The 15,430-nt window shown below is 32.0% G+C and carries 21 protein-coding genes; 19 read left to right on the forward strand and 2 right to left on the reverse strand.

Annotated features, from left to right (window positions below; translation table 11 throughout):
• Positions 1-23 precede the first annotated feature (23 nt).
• Positions 24-1,160 carry a hypothetical protein gene (locus tag EQM13_RS02635; protein ID WP_128751879.1) on the forward strand — a complete coding sequence of 379 codons (1,137 nt, stop codon included), beginning with the start codon at positions 24-26 and terminating at the stop codon, positions 1,158-1,160.
• 53 nt (positions 1,161-1,213) lie between these two features.
• On the forward strand, positions 1,214-1,594 hold the full coding sequence (locus EQM13_RS02640) for an ArsR/SmtB family transcription factor (protein ID WP_373419501.1): 381 nt from the start codon (positions 1,214-1,216) through the stop codon (positions 1,592-1,594).
• Between the two features lie 12 nt (positions 1,595-1,606).
• Here EQM13_RS02640 and EQM13_RS02645 read toward each other — a convergent pair whose 3' ends face one another.
• Positions 1,607-1,843 carry a late competence development ComFB family protein gene (locus EQM13_RS02645; protein WP_161567158.1) on the reverse strand — a complete coding sequence of 79 codons (237 nt, stop codon included), beginning with the start codon at positions 1,841-1,843 and terminating at the stop codon, positions 1,607-1,609.
• Between the two features lie 223 nt (positions 1,844-2,066).
• Between EQM13_RS02645 and EQM13_RS02650 the strand changes: the two genes are divergently transcribed.
• A complete protein-coding gene (locus tag EQM13_RS02650) occupies positions 2,067-2,312 on the forward strand; it encodes a glutaredoxin family protein (protein WP_128751880.1) in 246 nt (81 codons plus the stop codon).
• A 184-nt stretch (positions 2,313-2,496) separates the two neighbouring features.
• On the opposite strand, the gene EQM13_RS02655 is transcribed toward EQM13_RS02650, so the two are convergent.
• Positions 2,497-2,682, reverse strand: coding sequence for a DUF1858 domain-containing protein (locus EQM13_RS02655; RefSeq protein ID WP_071139503.1), 186 nt, complete (start codon positions 2,680-2,682; stop codon positions 2,497-2,499).
• Positions 2,683-2,861: 179 nt separating this feature from the next.
• Between EQM13_RS02655 and EQM13_RS02660 the strand changes: the two genes are divergently transcribed.
• The 16 genes from EQM13_RS02660 to EQM13_RS18435 all read left to right on the forward strand — a co-directional run bounded on the left by EQM13_RS02660 (position 2,862) and on the right by EQM13_RS18435 (position 15,107).
• A complete protein-coding gene (locus tag EQM13_RS02660; RefSeq protein ID WP_083381814.1) occupies positions 2,862-3,266 on the forward strand; it encodes a phage holin family protein in 405 nt (134 codons plus the stop codon).
• A 227-nt stretch (positions 3,267-3,493) separates the two neighbouring features.
• Positions 3,494-3,919, forward strand: a complete 426-nt coding sequence (locus EQM13_RS02665) for a hypothetical protein (RefSeq protein ID WP_128751881.1) — start codon at positions 3,494-3,496, stop codon at positions 3,917-3,919.
• On the forward strand, positions 3,898-4,116 hold the full coding sequence (locus tag EQM13_RS02670) for a type II toxin-antitoxin system HicA family toxin (protein WP_128751882.1): 219 nt from the start codon (positions 3,898-3,900) through the stop codon (positions 4,114-4,116). Before EQM13_RS02665 ends, EQM13_RS02670 begins: the two co-directional genes overlap by 22 nt.
• A 25-nt stretch (positions 4,117-4,141) precedes the next feature.
• Positions 4,142-5,182: a P-loop NTPase gene (locus tag EQM13_RS02675; RefSeq protein ID WP_200796050.1), complete on the forward strand. Its 1,041-nt coding sequence runs from the start codon at positions 4,142-4,144 to the stop codon at positions 5,180-5,182.
• Between the two features lie 21 nt (positions 5,183-5,203).
• The gene (locus tag EQM13_RS02680) at positions 5,204-6,139 is read left to right on the forward strand and encodes a S66 peptidase family protein (protein WP_128751883.1); all 936 of its coding nucleotides are present in this window, start codon (positions 5,204-5,206) and stop codon (positions 6,137-6,139) included.
• A gap of 238 nt (positions 6,140-6,377) precedes the next feature.
• Positions 6,378-7,418, forward strand: a complete 1,041-nt coding sequence (locus EQM13_RS02685; protein WP_114218315.1) for a zinc-dependent dehydrogenase — start codon at positions 6,378-6,380, stop codon at positions 7,416-7,418.
• Positions 7,419-7,520: 102 nt separating this feature from the next.
• Positions 7,521-8,492: a sugar-binding transcriptional regulator gene (locus EQM13_RS02690; RefSeq protein ID WP_128751884.1), complete on the forward strand. Its 972-nt coding sequence runs from the start codon at positions 7,521-7,523 to the stop codon at positions 8,490-8,492.
• Between the two features lie 3 nt (positions 8,493-8,495).
• On the forward strand, positions 8,496-8,903 hold the full coding sequence (locus tag EQM13_RS02695; protein ID WP_114218313.1) for a transcriptional regulator GutM: 408 nt from the start codon (positions 8,496-8,498) through the stop codon (positions 8,901-8,903).
• A 1-nt stretch (position 8,904) separates the two neighbouring features.
• On the forward strand, positions 8,905-9,765 hold the full coding sequence (locus tag EQM13_RS02700) for a class II fructose-bisphosphate aldolase (protein WP_071139511.1): 861 nt from the start codon (positions 8,905-8,907) through the stop codon (positions 9,763-9,765).
• A gap of 124 nt (positions 9,766-9,889) precedes the next feature.
• The gene (gene srlA, locus EQM13_RS02705) at positions 9,890-10,420 is read left to right on the forward strand and encodes a PTS glucitol/sorbitol transporter subunit IIC (protein WP_128751885.1); all 531 of its coding nucleotides are present in this window, start codon (positions 9,890-9,892) and stop codon (positions 10,418-10,420) included.
• Positions 10,421-10,472: 52 nt separating this feature from the next.
• Positions 10,473-10,865 carry a PTS sorbose transporter subunit IIB gene (locus EQM13_RS18660; RefSeq protein WP_240662987.1) on the forward strand — a complete coding sequence of 131 codons (393 nt, stop codon included), beginning with the start codon at positions 10,473-10,475 and terminating at the stop codon, positions 10,863-10,865.
• Between the two features lies 1 nt (position 10,866).
• A complete protein-coding gene (locus tag EQM13_RS18665) occupies positions 10,867-11,427 on the forward strand; it encodes a hypothetical protein (protein ID WP_240662988.1) in 561 nt (186 codons plus the stop codon).
• A 15-nt stretch (positions 11,428-11,442) separates the two neighbouring features.
• Positions 11,443-11,814 (forward strand): PTS glucitol/sorbitol transporter subunit IIA, encoded by a 372-nt coding sequence (locus EQM13_RS02715; RefSeq protein WP_128751886.1) that lies wholly within the window; start codon positions 11,443-11,445, stop codon positions 11,812-11,814.
• 164 nt (positions 11,815-11,978) lie between these two features.
• Entirely contained in the window at positions 11,979-13,415 is a 1,437-nt protein-coding gene (locus EQM13_RS02720; RefSeq protein ID WP_128751887.1) for an N-acetylmuramoyl-L-alanine amidase, read from the forward strand.
• A gap of 146 nt (positions 13,416-13,561) precedes the next feature.
• Positions 13,562-13,831 carry a Veg family protein gene (locus EQM13_RS02725; RefSeq protein ID WP_071139515.1) on the forward strand — a complete coding sequence of 90 codons (270 nt, stop codon included), beginning with the start codon at positions 13,562-13,564 and terminating at the stop codon, positions 13,829-13,831.
• A 430-nt stretch (positions 13,832-14,261) separates the two neighbouring features.
• A complete protein-coding gene (locus EQM13_RS18435) occupies positions 14,262-15,107 on the forward strand; it encodes a L,D-transpeptidase family protein (RefSeq protein ID WP_071139516.1) in 846 nt (281 codons plus the stop codon).
• The last annotated feature ends 323 nt before the right edge of the window (positions 15,108-15,430 follow it).

Below are 15,430 nucleotides of genomic sequence, written 5' to 3' on the forward strand. Positions count from 1 at the left end.
GTAACAAAAAGGGAGGGAGATATATGGGGACATCTTATATGAGAAAATTTTTTATACTTAAAGATGATCATTGTATGTTTTTAAATATTAAGCCTAAAGGTTTTGGCAAAATTATGGTAAAAGGGATAAAGGGAGAATTAGAGCTAAATATTGAAAACTGCGAGACGGAAGAAGATTATAAAATATTTTTAATAGGAAGAGGCAATCAGAAAATAGTATCACCCCTATTGGGGAGGATAATGACTGATGAAAGAGGTAAAGGAGCCGCAAAACTTACATTTAACTTGAATAGTATGGGAGAAGAAAAAATATCAATAGAAAAATATAGCGGAATAATTCTTAAAAGAGGAGAAAATATTTTGCTTACAGGATATATTGTTAAAGATGATGGTATAATAAATCAATATATAAGAAATTCTTCCCATGAAAAAGCATTTCCTCAGGAGGAAATTGTTAAAGAGCCTATTGAAAAAGAGGATAAAGTACCGGAAATATCTCATATACCTGAAAATCAGGAAAATATCTCAGAGCCGGAGCAACCTCTTCAGGGGCTTCACGAGGAACAGGAAATAGTAGAAGAAGAAAAGATACAAGATGTAGAAAATATGGTGGCAGATTCGGAAAACCAAGAACCATCTGATGATACTTTTGAAGAACAGGAAATGAAATACAAAGAGAGACAGCAAGATATGGAATACATAAAGAGAGTCAATTATAAATCTCAGATGACAAACTATTTATTGAGTATCCTCAGATTTTTTCCTAATATAAAACCATTTAAACTTGATCTTAAAGGATATGAATGGTGGAGAATAGAAAGTGGAGATCCTGACATGCACAGAGGTTTTCTTCCTTTTTATAATTATATATTTAATATGGGAAATGAATATGATTTTATGGGTGATACCCCCAATTGTAAAAGTATGATGAAAAAATACGGACATTATATCTTTGGAATGTATAAAGAAAGTGGAGAAGTTAAATATTATATATATGGGATTCCCGGAGAATTCTCTGCAGAAGAGCATCCATTAAGAGGTGTTACGGGGTTTAACACGTGGTTTGAGGGAGAAAGTGCCATAGGATATTGGTTAATATATATTGACCCTATGACAGGACATGTAATTCGTCTTCTTAATCCAATGGTTCCTTCTAATTGAACAGTATATGATATAATTATATTAAGGAATAGGAAAGGAGGAAATTTATAATCTTGCAATATATAAATAAAGGAAAAACTGAAGAAAATGGTTCAAGTTGTGCAGTCTGTTTCGACGAGAGAAATCTTAAAAAGGTTAAAGAGAATATGATTGAAGAAAAGAAAATAAAACTGCTTTCAGAAACTTTTAAAGCCTTGTCAGATCCGACGAGACTTAATATTATCTACGCTCTTTCTCAGAGCCCATTATGTGTGTATGATATAGCTCGGGCTTTAGATATGAGTCAGTCGGCAATATCTCATCAATTAAGAATTCTCAGGAATTTAAGATTGATAAAATATAAAAAGGAAGGGAGAATGATGATTTATTCTTTAGACGATGATCATGTTCTACAGCTTTTTAATCAAGGCTTGGATCATGTTAAGCATCAATAAAGAAGAGAAAAACTATAAATTCTTTGTTACTATATTAATGGCACTTATAATTTCGGACAAAACAGCTATTCGTTTTTGCCTATCTAAAATAAAAGCTTTTTTTTCTCCTTCGCTTATATTTGATAAAAAATACATTGGGGGCAGGTTATTAAGTGCTATGGATTTGACATCATTTGAATAATTAATATTTTTAAGGAAGGGGTAACCTTCTTTAATTTCATTTAATATTTCACATACCAAAATTTCCATATAATTTTTTACCATTTAATCCAGCTTCCCTTACATTAGATTTGTAATAAATATAATTTAAATTATATCATATAGTCTTTTAGTCATGCAATACTTTAGAGCAGAGGTCCTATAAGTTTTTAAAGAAAAAATTAACGAACCAATAAAAGGATTAAAAAAACTTGTTATATTTATAATGGAATGAGGTATATATATAATAGGTTTTTAATAAGGAGGAATTTAAATGTCAAATGTTGTAGTATATTCAACAAGTACTTGCCCTCATTGTGTAGCTGCAAAAGAATATCTTTCGGATAATGGAATAGAGTATACGGAAAAAAATGTACAAACGGACCCGGCTGCAAGAAAGGAACTTATGGCAATGGGGCATATGGGAGTTCCAGTTATATTGGTAGATGGAGAAGAAGTAGTCGGATTTGATAAGCAGAGATTAGATGATCTTTTATCATTAAACAAACAAAAACAGTAAATACTGTTATCAATTGAAAAATTTAGTAAAAAAGGCTTCCGTCAAAATAAATTAAGGAAGCCTTTTTTGAAGCCCATTTGATGGGAAATATAAATTAATGAAAACAGGATTTCCCTATGGGTTATAAAATAAAAGGCTTTTTCTTTATATATTATATAAAGAAAGAGCCTTTTAAAAGCTATATTTAATTATTCAAAGCTTCTAATAATTTTTCCAAATCCATTCCATGAACCATTGCGGCTTCTTCTAAAGATTCCATCTGGCTGGCAGGGCATCCAATACAACCCATTCCATTTTTTATAAGGATTTCAATAGATTCGGGATACTCTCTGATTATTTCACTAATAAGCATATCCTTTGTTATTGCCAATTTATATTTCCTCCTCTAATTTTTTTAGATAATAATATCATCTTTTATATACCCATTGTACTATATATATATCATTTCATAAACCCTAAAAATTATAAAAAATAATTAAAATTAAAAAATATTGATCATAAAGAATAAAAAAAATAATAATGGACATTCTTATAACAGGAGGTGAAAATATGGAAAATAATGATAATAACAGAAACAGGGAAAATGAAAAAAGCAGGGATAAAAATAATACAGGCGGTAGAACAAGTGTGGGGGAAGTGCTTTTAAGGATACTTGTTACAGCGGTAGTAGTAGCAATAGCAGCGTTTTTGACTCCCGGATTTACTATAAACGGATTGTGGAGTCTTTTATTGGCAGCAGTTGTAATAGCTCTTCTTGACTGGTTGATACAAAAGGTGGCTGGAATAGATGCATCACCTTTTGGAAGAGGAATCACAGGGTTTATAGTGGCAGCAATTATTTTATATGCTACAAAATTTATAGTACCCGGATTTAATATATCAATATGGGGAGCTATCATAGGAGCCTTAGTTATAGGCATATTAGATGTAATAATCCCAGGAAGAGCAATGTAGATGAAATACAGGAAAGCAGATTATTTGCTTTCCTGTATTTTATTGTTTTTGGATATCTCGTTAATTTTTTCATATAGCTTTTTGGTATTCCTATTGCTTATAAAAAATGGGAAATTTTTTATTATAATCTTTGATTCTTTGTATAAAAATAAAAAGCATACATAAAATACATAATGTACATTAAATAAAAATTATGATATAATGGGGGTGAAAGAGAGGTGTTTTTAATGTTATCTATAAATGCTACAGATATGAGAAAAAATTTTGGAAAATATATTGATGAAATTGTTAGGACTAAGCCTATATTTGTGAAACGTTCCAGAGACTGTTTTATGGGTATCAGTATAGAAATGGCTAAAGAATTGGTTAAAGATGTTACTTTTACCGTGGATAAATATATAGAAAAAGACAATTCTGTTACTTTATCACTCAATGGATTTGACTTGGTAGTAAATGAAAAGGATGAGACTACTGCAATAAATTCTTTGATAAAAGATTTTAGAGAATATGCCTTGGAATATTATAAAGATATAGAGTTTTGGTCAAGTGATATGAATAGAAGAAACCAGATGAAATCTATATTGAAAGTTCTCCTAACCGATAATGACGAAGAGATAAGAGAGAGTTTTGTATGCCAAGTTGGAAAGAATTAAAAAGATTTTGCGATAGATATGGATGGGAATTATATAAAAATACTGACCATTACTTCTATCGAAAAGTAGAAAAGGATGGAACCATCAGAAGGGTAAAGATTTCAAAAGGTTCGGGAGAAATAAAATATCATCTTTGGCGAGAGATACTTAAAAAACAATTAGGAATAACTCAGGAATATTTTAATAGTAAAATTTAACAACAGAATAAAGGAGGAATTATTGTTGGATAAAAATGAAATATACAAAGCGCTGGCAAAAGTCAATGATCCGGAACTTAACAGAAATTTAGCGGAATTAAATATGATAAAGGAAGTAACGGAAGAACAAGGAAATATTAATGTGGTACTTTCTCTGACTGTAATGGGATGTCCCATGAAAAATAAAATAGAGAACGACGTAGTTGATGAATTGATGAAGTTGGACGGAGCAAAAAATGTGACTGTAAAGTTTGTAGAGATGACCAATGAAGAAAAGAAAAAATTGTTTTCCGACAATAAAAAAACTATAAATGATTTTAAAAATACTGTTATTCTTGCAATAGGAAGCGGAAAAGGCGGAGTTGGAAAATCTACGATTACGGCTAATATTTCTATAGCATTAAGCAGACTTGGATTTAAAGTAGGGGTTCTTGATGCGGATATATTAGGTTATAGTATTCCTCAGATAATGGGTATTAAGGATCAAAGACCTAAAGTAATAGGAGAAAATATAATAATTCCGATAGAAAAGTTTGGGATAAAAATAATAAGTATGGGAAATTTGGTAGATGATGAAAAGCCTCTTATATGGCGAGGACCAATTCTTGCAGGAATATTTACTCAATTTTTAAATGAAGTAAGTTGGGGGAAACTGGATTTTTTGTTATTGGATCTTCCACCCGGAACGGGAGATATTCCTTTAAGCATTATGCAGCAAGTTAACGATTCAAAATTTATTATAGTTACTACTCCTCAGATTACGGCAAAGGATGTTGCCAGAAGACTGGGGTATATGGCTCAAAGAACCAATACAAAGATATTGGGAGTAATTGAAAATATGTCTTATTTTGTATGTGATAAATGCGGTGAAAAGCATTATATATTCGGTAAAGGAGAAGGGCTGAATTTGAGCAAAGAATTAGGAGTTGATTTGTTGGGAGAAGTTCCTTTGCTTAAAGAGATAAGAGAGGGAAGCGATAAAGGCAAGCTGCCTATTTTGAAATATAAAGAAGTAGAAAGAATATATATGAATATAGGAGAAAATATAGTTAACCATTTAAAATAAATTTGAAGCGGAGAGATTATCATGATAAAACCAAAAGCATTGAAAGTTGGAGATACTATAGGGGTTATATCACCTTCCGGACCTACTTCAAGGGAAAATGTTGAAAAAGCTCATGATGTACTTATGAAAATGGGCTTTAAAGTAAAAATGGGGAAAAGTGTATATGAGCATTATGGCTATTTATCAGGCCGGGATGAAATAAGAGCAGAAGATATAAATAATATGTTTTCGGATGATGAGATAGATGCAATAATATGCATGAGAGGGGGATATGGGGCTTCAAGGATATTGGATATGATAGAATATGATAAAATCAGGAACAATCCTAAGATATTTGTGGGATATAGCGATATCACCGTTCTTCATATAGTATTTAATCAGATATGCGGACTTGTCACCTTTCATGGGCCTATGGTTTCATCAGATATGATAGAAAATTTCAGCAATTTTTCGAGAAAAAGTCTTTTTAACTTTATATCCGAAAAGAATCCCGAAAAGAAAATCAAAAACCCAGGGGATGAAAAGATAGAAACCTTTAGTATGGGTGTATGTGAAGGAGAGATAACAGGAGGTAATTTGTCCCTTATAACGGCAACCTTAGGGACACCTTATGAAATAAATACAAAGGGAAAGATACTTTTTCTTGAAGACGTAAATGAGGAACCTTATAGTATAGACAAAATGCTTACTCAGTTGAAACTTTCAGGGAAATTTTCGGATGCCGCAGGGCTTATTCTCGGAGATTGGAATAATTGTACTCCTAAATCCCATGAATATTCAAACAGCCTTACTCTTGAACAAATATTTGAAGATATCATTAAGCCTTTAAAAAAACCTGTCATAAAAAATTTGAAATCAGGTCACTGCAAACCTAAAATCACAATACCCTTTGGAGTCAAAGCGCGGTTAGATGCGTCTAAGGGAGAATTATATATATTGGAAAATACAGTAGAATAAAAAATTGGACAAAATAAGCACCTGAGATTTAAGCTAAAAATAAATCTCAGGTGCTTTTTATTTATGGAAAATGACCACTTTCATCTTATTAAATGCTTTTGAAAGATATAACTATATTCTGCTGCTCATTTTTTAACAAATAATTAAAAAACGTATTGCATTTTGTTTTATAAGTAGTATAATAAGCTTAAGAAATATTTCTTAAGTGAAATTTTGTGCAAGGGAGTTGAGTTAACAAATGAAAGCAGCGGTTTTTCACGGTATAGAAGATATAAGAATCGAAGAAAGAGAAATTCCTAAAATAGATGATGACGGTATTTTAATAAAAGTCAGCTATTGTGCTATATGTGGAACTGATGTAAGAATATATTTTAATGGGCAAGATAATGTAATTCCACCGAGAATAACAGGCCACGAAATTTCTGGAGTAATTGATTCAATAGGAAAAAATGTGCAAGGATATAAAGTAGGGGACAAGGTTGTAGTAGTTCCTCAAATTGCCTGCGGAAAATGTTTTGAATGTTTAAGAGGAAATAGCAATATGTGCAATTCAGCAGACGTTATCGGCTACGGGCTTGACGGAGGATTTGCAGAATACATGGCCGTCCCCGGAAAGGCAGTGGAACATGGAAATGTAATAAAGCTTGAGAAAGATCAGGATTTAAAATTTTCGTGCATAGCAGAACCTCTTTCCTGTGTAATAAACGGGCATAAGAATTTAAATATAAAATTAGGAGATGATGTATTAATCGTAGGTGCCGGACCTATCGGGACAATGCACGCGCTTCTTTCAAAAGCCCAAGGAGCAACCCGTGTAATATTAGCAGATATCGAGGAGAACAGATTAAATTTAGCTCATGAATTGGGTACTGATTTTGTAATAGATACCAGCAAAACAGATCTATATGAAGAAGTTAATGAAATAACTAAAGGTCAGGGGGTGGATGTAGGTATCGCAGCGTGTTCAGTTCCATCTGTTCAGAGTCAGGTATTGAGTGTTATAAAAAAGGGGGGAAAAGCTCTTTTTTTTGCTGGTCTTCCTAAAGGTAAATCTATAAATCCTATAGATACAAATATTATTCATTATAAAGAGATATCATTGTACGGATCCTTTGGTTCAACTATAACTCAGCATATCACAGCACTTAAGTTGATAAATTCAAAGGTTATAAATGCAGATAGGCTGATAACTACAATACTTCCAATTGATAAACTTGTAGACGGGATTAAAATGGTAAGAAGAGGAGAAGGACTTAAAATAGCAATAAAGATGTCATAAAATATATATTTACAAACCACCTCAGTATATTATACAATTATATTATACGCATAATTTCTTATAAGAAAATTTGTGCATAAATAATTGTTATGAGGTGATAAAGTGATAGATATAAATCAAGAAAGATTGATGCTTAGAGTGCTGGATATGTATTATAATAAGGAACTTTCTCAGGAAGTTATAGCTAAAAAATTTCATATATCCAGGTCAACCGTATCGAGACTGATTAGTAAAGCTAAAAAACAAGGATATGTAAGCATTCATATTAACTATCCGGTGAATAACTGTATTGAATTGGAAGAGAAATTTGAAGGAAAGTTCCACTTAGAAGAAGCTATTATATTGAATGCTACCAGTACGGAATTTTCCGACATGGTTGTTCCTCGGGCGGCGGCAGAATATTTACTCAGGATAATTGATGACGATATGTACATATCTATGTCCTGGGGTACAACTCTGAGAAAAACAGTAGATAATATTGCTGCTTTAATGCCTGGAGTAAAAAGAATCTTTAAGGGAGTTAAAATTATTCCTCTCTTGGGATCTCCTAAAATGACTTTAAATATTGATGCTCAGCTTAATTATTCCAATGAGTTGGTTGAAAGGTTGGGGAAAATTTTGAATTCAGCCAGTTATAATTTATCCGCACCGATGATAGTTGAAAATAAGACTGTCAAAGGGGTATTAGAATCAGAGAAGCAAATAAGTGACATTTTAAATATGGCTAAAAAAGCAGATGTCGCTATTGTAGGAATTGGTTCGGTAGATGAAAAATCATCACCATTATTTTCAGGATTGATAACAAAAGAAGAGCAGAAAAAACTTCTTAGTCTGGGGATAGTGGGAGAAATTGCATTTCACTACTATAATGAATCGGGAGATATAATATCAACTGAGTTTGATGACAGGTGTATAGGGTTAAAAATAGGTGAAATATTAAATATACCATTGAGAGTAGGAATAGCTTATGGGGAGAAGAAGATTAAATCAATTCGGGCTGCTCTTAAAGGAAAATTAATAAATGTAATTATAACGGACAGCATTACAGCGGAGAAAATTTTGAAGGAAGGTTAAATTATGAATGATTTTTCTTTCATAGTTTTATTTTCAGCTTTAGGGTTATTCTGGATAATACAAGGAATTTTTACTTATTATCAAATGAAGAATATTAAAAGGAACTACCAAGATATTTGTAAGAATTATGATAAAGGATATTTTTTCGGAATGGGAAATAAAAAGGGAATACTGTCAAAGGGGTATATAGTATTCCTTGTGGCTAAAAAAAGCGGAGAAATTGTTCAAGGAAAAATATTAGGCGGAGTGTCGGTTTTCAATAGGTTTAAGAATTATGATGAGATAATTGGTAAGAATATCTACAATTATAAGCCGGACAGTACGACTTCAAAATATAAAGCTGTAATTATGGCAATAGAAAATATAAAAAATTATATAGAAGAGAAAAAAATTGAAACTAAGGAGTGTTAAAATGCTTGTAAATACAAAGGAAATGCTTTTAGATGCAAGAAGGAAAAAATATGGAGTTGTACAAGCCAATGCATGGGATTTAAATAGCTTGAGAGCTATTTTAAGAGCAAGTGAGGAGAAATCCTCTCCTGTAATAATCGGCCTTGCAGAAGCTCATTTTAAATATATATCTTTAGCTGAAGTTTATAGTTTAATTAGATACTATGAAAATACGTTTTCTGTTCCGATAGCCCTGCATTTAGATCATGGAAATTCTTATGAAGCAGTGATTGGTGCTATAAGGAATGGTTTTACTTCTGTAATGATAGATGCATCCGGTGAAAAGTATGAAGAGAATGTAAGAAGGGTTTCCGAAGTGGTAAAGGTTGCTCATGCTTGTGATGTGACTGTTGAAGCCGAATTAGGACATGTAGGCATGGGAGAGGATTATGAAAAAATAGATGGAGAATTAAAAGATAAGTTTACAAATCCAAAACAGGCCAAAGAATTTGTTGAACTAACAGGAGTAGATAGTTTAGCTGTAGCTATTGGAACAGCTCATGGTGAATATAAGGGAAAACCCAAATTGGATTTTGAAAGATTAAAGGAAATAGCAGATGCAGTAAAAGTCCCATTAGTTCTTCATGGAGGTTCCGGAACGGGAGATGAAGCTCTTAAAAAAACAGTAAAACTGGGGATTTCTAAAATAAATATTTGTACTGATCTGATGAAAGCGGCAAAGGCTGAGTTTAATTCAGTAATCAATAATAATAATGTAAATTATGCTGATGCGTTACTTGCCGGAGAAGATGCAATCAAAAATTGCTTGGAACATTATTTTGACATATTCGAATCATCGAATAAGGTAAATGCCTGCTTGTAAGCAGGTATTTACCAAAGATAATATTTAAACCGATAATAGTTATTTATAAAGTATAGTTTTTAAATATAAAGAAATGAAGTGAAATTATTATTTATTAAATATATTAATTCAAGGAGGGAACTATATGAATGCGTTATCTAAAGGAGCAGAATATTTTATTTCACTGTTTCAGGCAGGAGGTAAAACTTTAGTAGGACAAATTACCGGTATATTGCCGACCTTGGCATGTTTGATGGTAGTTGTAAAAGCAATAATAAAGTTTATCGGTGAAGAAAAGTTGGACAGTTTCGCACAGCACAGTTCGAGTAATACTTTTATGAGACATTTGATATTACCTGCAATTTCGTGGTTTGTACTTACAAATCCGATGTGTTATTCTATGTCAAAGTTCATGCCGGAAAAATATAAAGCATCCTTTATAGATTCGACATTTTCATTGGCACATCCTTTTACAGGGTTATTTCCTCATACTGACCCGGGAGAATTATTTATATGGCTGGGAGTAGCTTCGGGGATTCAAAAACTCGGGCTTCCTATAGGAGGACTTGCAATAAGATATTTGCTGGCAGGATGTGTTTTGGCCTTTATAAGAGGGTCATTAACTGATAAGTTATGGATGTATTTTGCTAAGAAAAATAATCTTCAAGTTGATTAGTATTTTGATGGAATGAAAACGTTGCTTGTTTTGTTAAAGGAGGAATAATATTATGACTTATAAAACAGTTAAAGTAGAAAAGGGTAGAGGAGGATGGGGAATTCCTTTACTAATTACGCCTGTACCCGGAAAAGATAAAATATCATCTATAACGGGAGGAGGAATTCATCCTGTAGCTCAGAAGATTGCCGAACTGTCGGGAGGAACTGCCATTGACGGGTTTAGGCATCCTGTAGCAGATGGTGAAGTAGCCTGTGCTGTTATTGACTGCGGAGGTACATGTAGATTGGGAATACTTCCGAGTAAAAATATTTTAACGATAAATATTAATGGGGGAGGGCCTTCAGGTCCTTTTGCAAAATTTATAAAGGAAGGATTATATGTTTCGGGAGTCAGGGTTGAAAATGTGAGTTTAGCGGAAAAACAAACAGGAGGGGAGAAATAAAATGGATAATAAAGCTGAAAAAAAATCCAATAGCTGGGAAAAAGCGTTAACTTCTTTCGGCAGAGGAGCGGGAGTTTTTACTTCAACATTTTTTCAGGCAGGTAAGGAAACAGTAGAAGTAATTATAAAAACAGTTTTGCCTTTTATGTTTTTTGTATCTGCCCTGATAGGGATAATTACAAAGACCGGAATAGGAAATGCTATAGCTAAAGTTTTGAGCCCTCTTGCATCGACTTTGTGGGGATTAATACTTATATCATTATTCTGTGGCATTCCGGTACTTTCTCCGTTACTGGGACCTGGAGCCGTAATTGCCCAAGTAATAGGAGTTTTAGTCGGGACAGAAATAGGTCGGGGTAATATTCCCCCACAATACGCGCTTCCTGCACTTTTTGCAATAAATGTTCAAGTTGGATGTGATTTTATTCCGGTTGCTATGGGATTAGGAGAAGCTAAACCTGAGACGATAGAATGTGGGGTACCTGCAATTTTAGTTGGAAGATTTTTAACAGGTCCGGTTGCTGTTTTAATAGGAGTATTATTTAGTATAGGATTATTTTAGAGGGTATGATATAAATTGAAGAAAATAATATTTGATACTAAAATTGTGGAAATAGGTAAGGATGCGCAATCAATGCTAAATAATAATCTTCTTATATTGTTTGGAACGGATGCACCTGAAATATTAAGAGATGTATGCTTTATGCATAATAACAAGGATTTAATTGGGAAAATCTCAGCCGGAGATGAAGTAGAAATAGACGACCAAATTTATACTGTCGGGTATGTTGGAAATGTTGCCTGTAGTACTTTGAGCACTATTGGGCATTGTACTTTTGCATTTGGATTAAATAAAAAGCAGTTTCTTCCGGGGACAATATATCTTAATGAAATAGAAATTCCTGAAATTAAACTTGGAACAATAATTAAAATAAGTAGTGGTTATTAATAAAAAAACGGAGGTTTTATAAAACCTCCGTTTTTTTATTAAATATGTTCTTTGGTATTTGCTCTAGAATTATCCTTTCAAAAATCTATTTTAATACATTATTCACTAACTAATCTTGCCGTTCATAAGATATATTAATAGTCGTATAAAAGGGGGAGATAATTATGGAGGACTATTTTTTTGTAAGATATTTTGATGTAGAAAACAATGAAAGAGTGGATAAACCCCTTGAGGAAGTAGTAAAGATATTGTTGCCTTCTCAAATTAATATAGATTTTCATGTGGAAGCATTAAAAGCTCAGGCTATAATACTTAGGACGAATATAATTCGGAAATCTATTAAACTTGGAGGAAAAGGGTGTGATAAACATGAAGGGGTTGATTTTTGCAGAAGTAGCCATTGTTATTCCTTCTCTTATTTAGAAGATTACAAAGACCTATGGAAAGATAAGTATGATGAGAATATAAAAAAAATCGAAACTGCAGTAAAGGAAACAGAAGGGTTGGCATTGACTTTTAATGGGAAACCGATTCTTGCAGAATATCATGAGACTTGCGGAGGCAGTACCCAAAATTCTGAGAATGTAATAAAATCCAATGTAGTATATCTGAGGAAGGTTTTATGCGAAAATTGCAAGTATTCTGCTAATTGGGAAAGCTATAAGGATTTTAATTTAGAAGATTTGGAAAAAATTTTTAATACCACTTTCTCAAAAGAAGCTTTATCTGATAAAGGTCAAATAGAAGGATTTTTAGAAGGAATAGAAAGAGATGAAAATGGAAGAGTATTGAGTATAGATGTGAATGGAGAAAAATATGAAGGCAATTTTATAGTAGAGAAATTAAAATTGAACTCTAATAAATTTAGTATTCACCCTTTGACCATAAGGTTTATTACAAGAGGGAAGGGGCATGGGCTTGGTTTTTGTCAGTACGGAGGAAACCAGATGGCAAAAGAAGGCAAGTCGTTTAATGATATATTGGAGTATTATTATACAGGGATAAAAATAGATAAATATCCTCTGCCATGTATAAAATATCCTCTTTATGGAAAAATAATAGTTATAGATCCAGGTCATGGAGGGAAAGATTTCGGCCATGTGGGAAACCTGGGATTTAAAGAAAAAGATATAACTTTGAATATTTCAAAAGAAATTAAAGAAGTTCTCGAAAATTACGGAGCCAAAGTTTATCTTACGAGAGAAAAAGATGAGGAAGTTCTTCTTATTAAGAGAGCGGAAATAACAAATAATATAAAGCCTGATTTTTTTCTTAGTTTTCATATGGATTATACTGCAAATTCCGAAGGAAAAGGATGTAAGATATATTATTACAGAAAAGATGAAGAAAGTAAAAAATTGGGCACTATATTTTTAGATAATCTTGAAAAAAAATTGTCTGTAGTAAACAAAAATATAAGGGAAGGAAATTTTTATCTTTTGAAATATATTAATGTTAGTTCCTTGATTATAGAAATAGGATATTTATCAAATATTGAGGAAGAAAAAAGATATATGGACGAAGAATATATAAAAAAGTTGGCTAATGTAATATGTGAGAGTTTTTTAGAATATTATGAATATTATTTTTTATGCTCTTAAACATTGACAATAAAACAAAACAATAGTATAATATTTATTTTATTTGACACATTGGACAACTTATGATATAATGAACTTTGTGGGTGTCCCATTGCACTCCTTCGGCCTCCTAAATATAGGAGAGTATCAAAGGGTAGGTGATTACGTTGTTAGAAAAAAACGGATTGTTGAAAATTCGTAAAGATGTTGAGGATTGTATAGGCAAGAAAGTAATACTCAAAGCAAATAAGGGAAGAAAAAAAACTACTGTGAGAGAAGGAATAATTGAAAGTGCTTATCCAAGCATATTTGTCGTAAAAATTTGCAATCAATATGATAATACTCGCAGGGTATCATACACCTATTCAGATATATTAACAGCAACGGTAGAAATAACTGTATGTGATGGAGAAGAGAGAAGAATAATGATTAGTTAAATTAGTTAATTAGCGAGAATTTATAAAAAAGGCTTCCATTAAGATATTAAAAATTAATGAAGCCTTTTTTGAAACCCACTTAACGGAAAATACACATTAAGGAAATCATAATTTTCCTATGGGTTATAAAAAAGGCTTCCATTAAGATATTAAAAATTAATGAAGCCTTTTTTGAAACCCACTTAACGGAAAATACACATTAAGGAAATCATAATTTTCCTATGGGTTATAAAAAAGGCTTCCATTAAGATATTAAAAATTAATGAAGCCTTTTTTGAAACCCACTTAACGGAAAATACACATTAAGGAAATCATAATTTTCCTATGTGTTATAAAAATGCTGCCGAAAACTTTCGGCAGCATTTTTTAAATTGTTATGGAATTTTACTTATGGTATAATTATTAATATAAAATTTTGTGAGGTGTAGTTATGACGACGAGAGAAAAAATGAGGAGAGAGAGGCAAAGGAAGAGAAGAATAAGATTTGGGTTTTTTCTTATAGCTCTAACAGCGGTAACTATATTTTTAGGGGTAAAAATCGGAGAATTTATACGAAAGGCTGATTTCGGTGATAAAAATAGTATAGGGGCTTCCATGGAAGTAAAAGAAGGAGAAGAAGCAGATGACAAAAATGACGATAAAAATGGTGAAGAAGTGTCTTATGAAGGAGAAGCCTTAAATGTGATAGAAAGAAACGGAATTACCAAAGTCTATAAGGAAAAGGATTTAAGCAGTGAAGTGATATATGAATTAAATGATCATGATAAAGTGGAACTATTAGAAACTTTGCCTTTTGGCTGGTTTAAAATAAAACTTCAAAATGGACAAACTGGCTTTGCCGATACCAGATACATACGTTCCAGAAGTATACCGCCTTTTGAATATGACGAAAATTCTTCAGAATGGGTATTGATGTTTACGGAAGAAGATCAAACTTTAAAGATATATAAAAATGGAAAAATCGAAAAGACATCCCTTGGTTCCAGCGGAGAATGGGATAATTTCACTCCTAAGGGAGTGTTTCAAATAGAAAAGGACAGGAGAGGAGATTGGGCTTATATTCCAAGGTTTGAACAGGGGATTAAGTATTGGGTAGGATTTAAGGATAGTTATTTATTTCATTCTTTGCCTTTTGATGAAAATAAGAAATTAATTCAGGAAGAAGCAGAAAAACTTGGAACTCCGGCAAGCCATGGCTGTATAAGACTTCCTGTAGAGATAGCAAAATATATATACGACAATGTGCCTGAAGGTTCAATAGTTATTATAAAATAATAAAAAAAATACCGACTGTCAAAGTCGGTATTTTAAAAAGGGAAATAAGCTAAACTATTTTAGTTAGCTTTTACGGGGAAGAAAGACCACTTGGAAGTCTCTTTTCTATTATATATTTTTTTTTGTATATAAGTAAATAGGACTTTAGAGCTATAAATTGACAATTTTATAAAATCTGTGACAAAAATTTCTCTTTTTTTTTAAATAAATTTTATCTTAATAATTTTGTAATTGACTTCATAATATATTTTGACTATAATAAAAAAATTTATTATAGTCAAAATACAGTACTTTTTTTGGACATTAACTCATATACTTCTCAT

Source organism: Acidilutibacter cellobiosedens, from assembly GCF_004103715.1.
Lineage (GTDB): Bacteria > Bacillota > Clostridia > Tissierellales > Acidilutibacteraceae > Acidilutibacter > Acidilutibacter cellobiosedens.

Coding starts and splice junctions, on each gene's coding strand:
- EQM13_RS02650 (WP_128751880.1), top strand. CDS start 2,067: ATGTCAAATGTTGTAGTATATTCAACAAGTACTTGCCCTCATTGTGTA.
- EQM13_RS02720 (WP_128751887.1), top strand. CDS start 11,979: ATGGAGGACTATTTTTTTGTAAGATATTTTGATGTAGAAAACAATGAA.
- EQM13_RS02670 (WP_128751882.1), top strand. CDS start 3,898: ATGCCAAGTTGGAAAGAATTAAAAAGATTTTGCGATAGATATGGATGG.
- EQM13_RS18660 (WP_240662987.1), top strand. CDS start 10,473: ATGACTTATAAAACAGTTAAAGTAGAAAAGGGTAGAGGAGGATGGGGA.
- EQM13_RS02635 (WP_128751879.1), top strand. CDS start 24: ATGGGGACATCTTATATGAGAAAATTTTTTATACTTAAAGATGATCAT.
- EQM13_RS02665 (WP_128751881.1), top strand. CDS start 3,494: ATGTTATCTATAAATGCTACAGATATGAGAAAAAATTTTGGAAAATAT.
- EQM13_RS02680 (WP_128751883.1), top strand. CDS start 5,204: ATGATAAAACCAAAAGCATTGAAAGTTGGAGATACTATAGGGGTTATA.
- EQM13_RS18435 (WP_071139516.1), top strand. CDS start 14,262: ATGACGACGAGAGAAAAAATGAGGAGAGAGAGGCAAAGGAAGAGAAGA.
- EQM13_RS18665 (WP_240662988.1), top strand. CDS start 10,867: ATGGATAATAAAGCTGAAAAAAAATCCAATAGCTGGGAAAAAGCGTTA.
- EQM13_RS02695 (WP_114218313.1), top strand. CDS start 8,496: ATGAATGATTTTTCTTTCATAGTTTTATTTTCAGCTTTAGGGTTATTC.
- EQM13_RS02645 (WP_161567158.1), bottom strand. CDS start 1,843: ATGGAAATTTTGGTATGTGAAATATTAAATGAAATTAAAGAAGGTTAC.
- EQM13_RS02685 (WP_114218315.1), top strand. CDS start 6,378: ATGAAAGCAGCGGTTTTTCACGGTATAGAAGATATAAGAATCGAAGAA.
- EQM13_RS02700 (WP_071139511.1), top strand. CDS start 8,905: ATGCTTGTAAATACAAAGGAAATGCTTTTAGATGCAAGAAGGAAAAAA.
- srlA (WP_128751885.1), top strand. CDS start 9,890: ATGAATGCGTTATCTAAAGGAGCAGAATATTTTATTTCACTGTTTCAG.
- EQM13_RS02660 (WP_083381814.1), top strand. CDS start 2,862: ATGGAAAATAATGATAATAACAGAAACAGGGAAAATGAAAAAAGCAGG.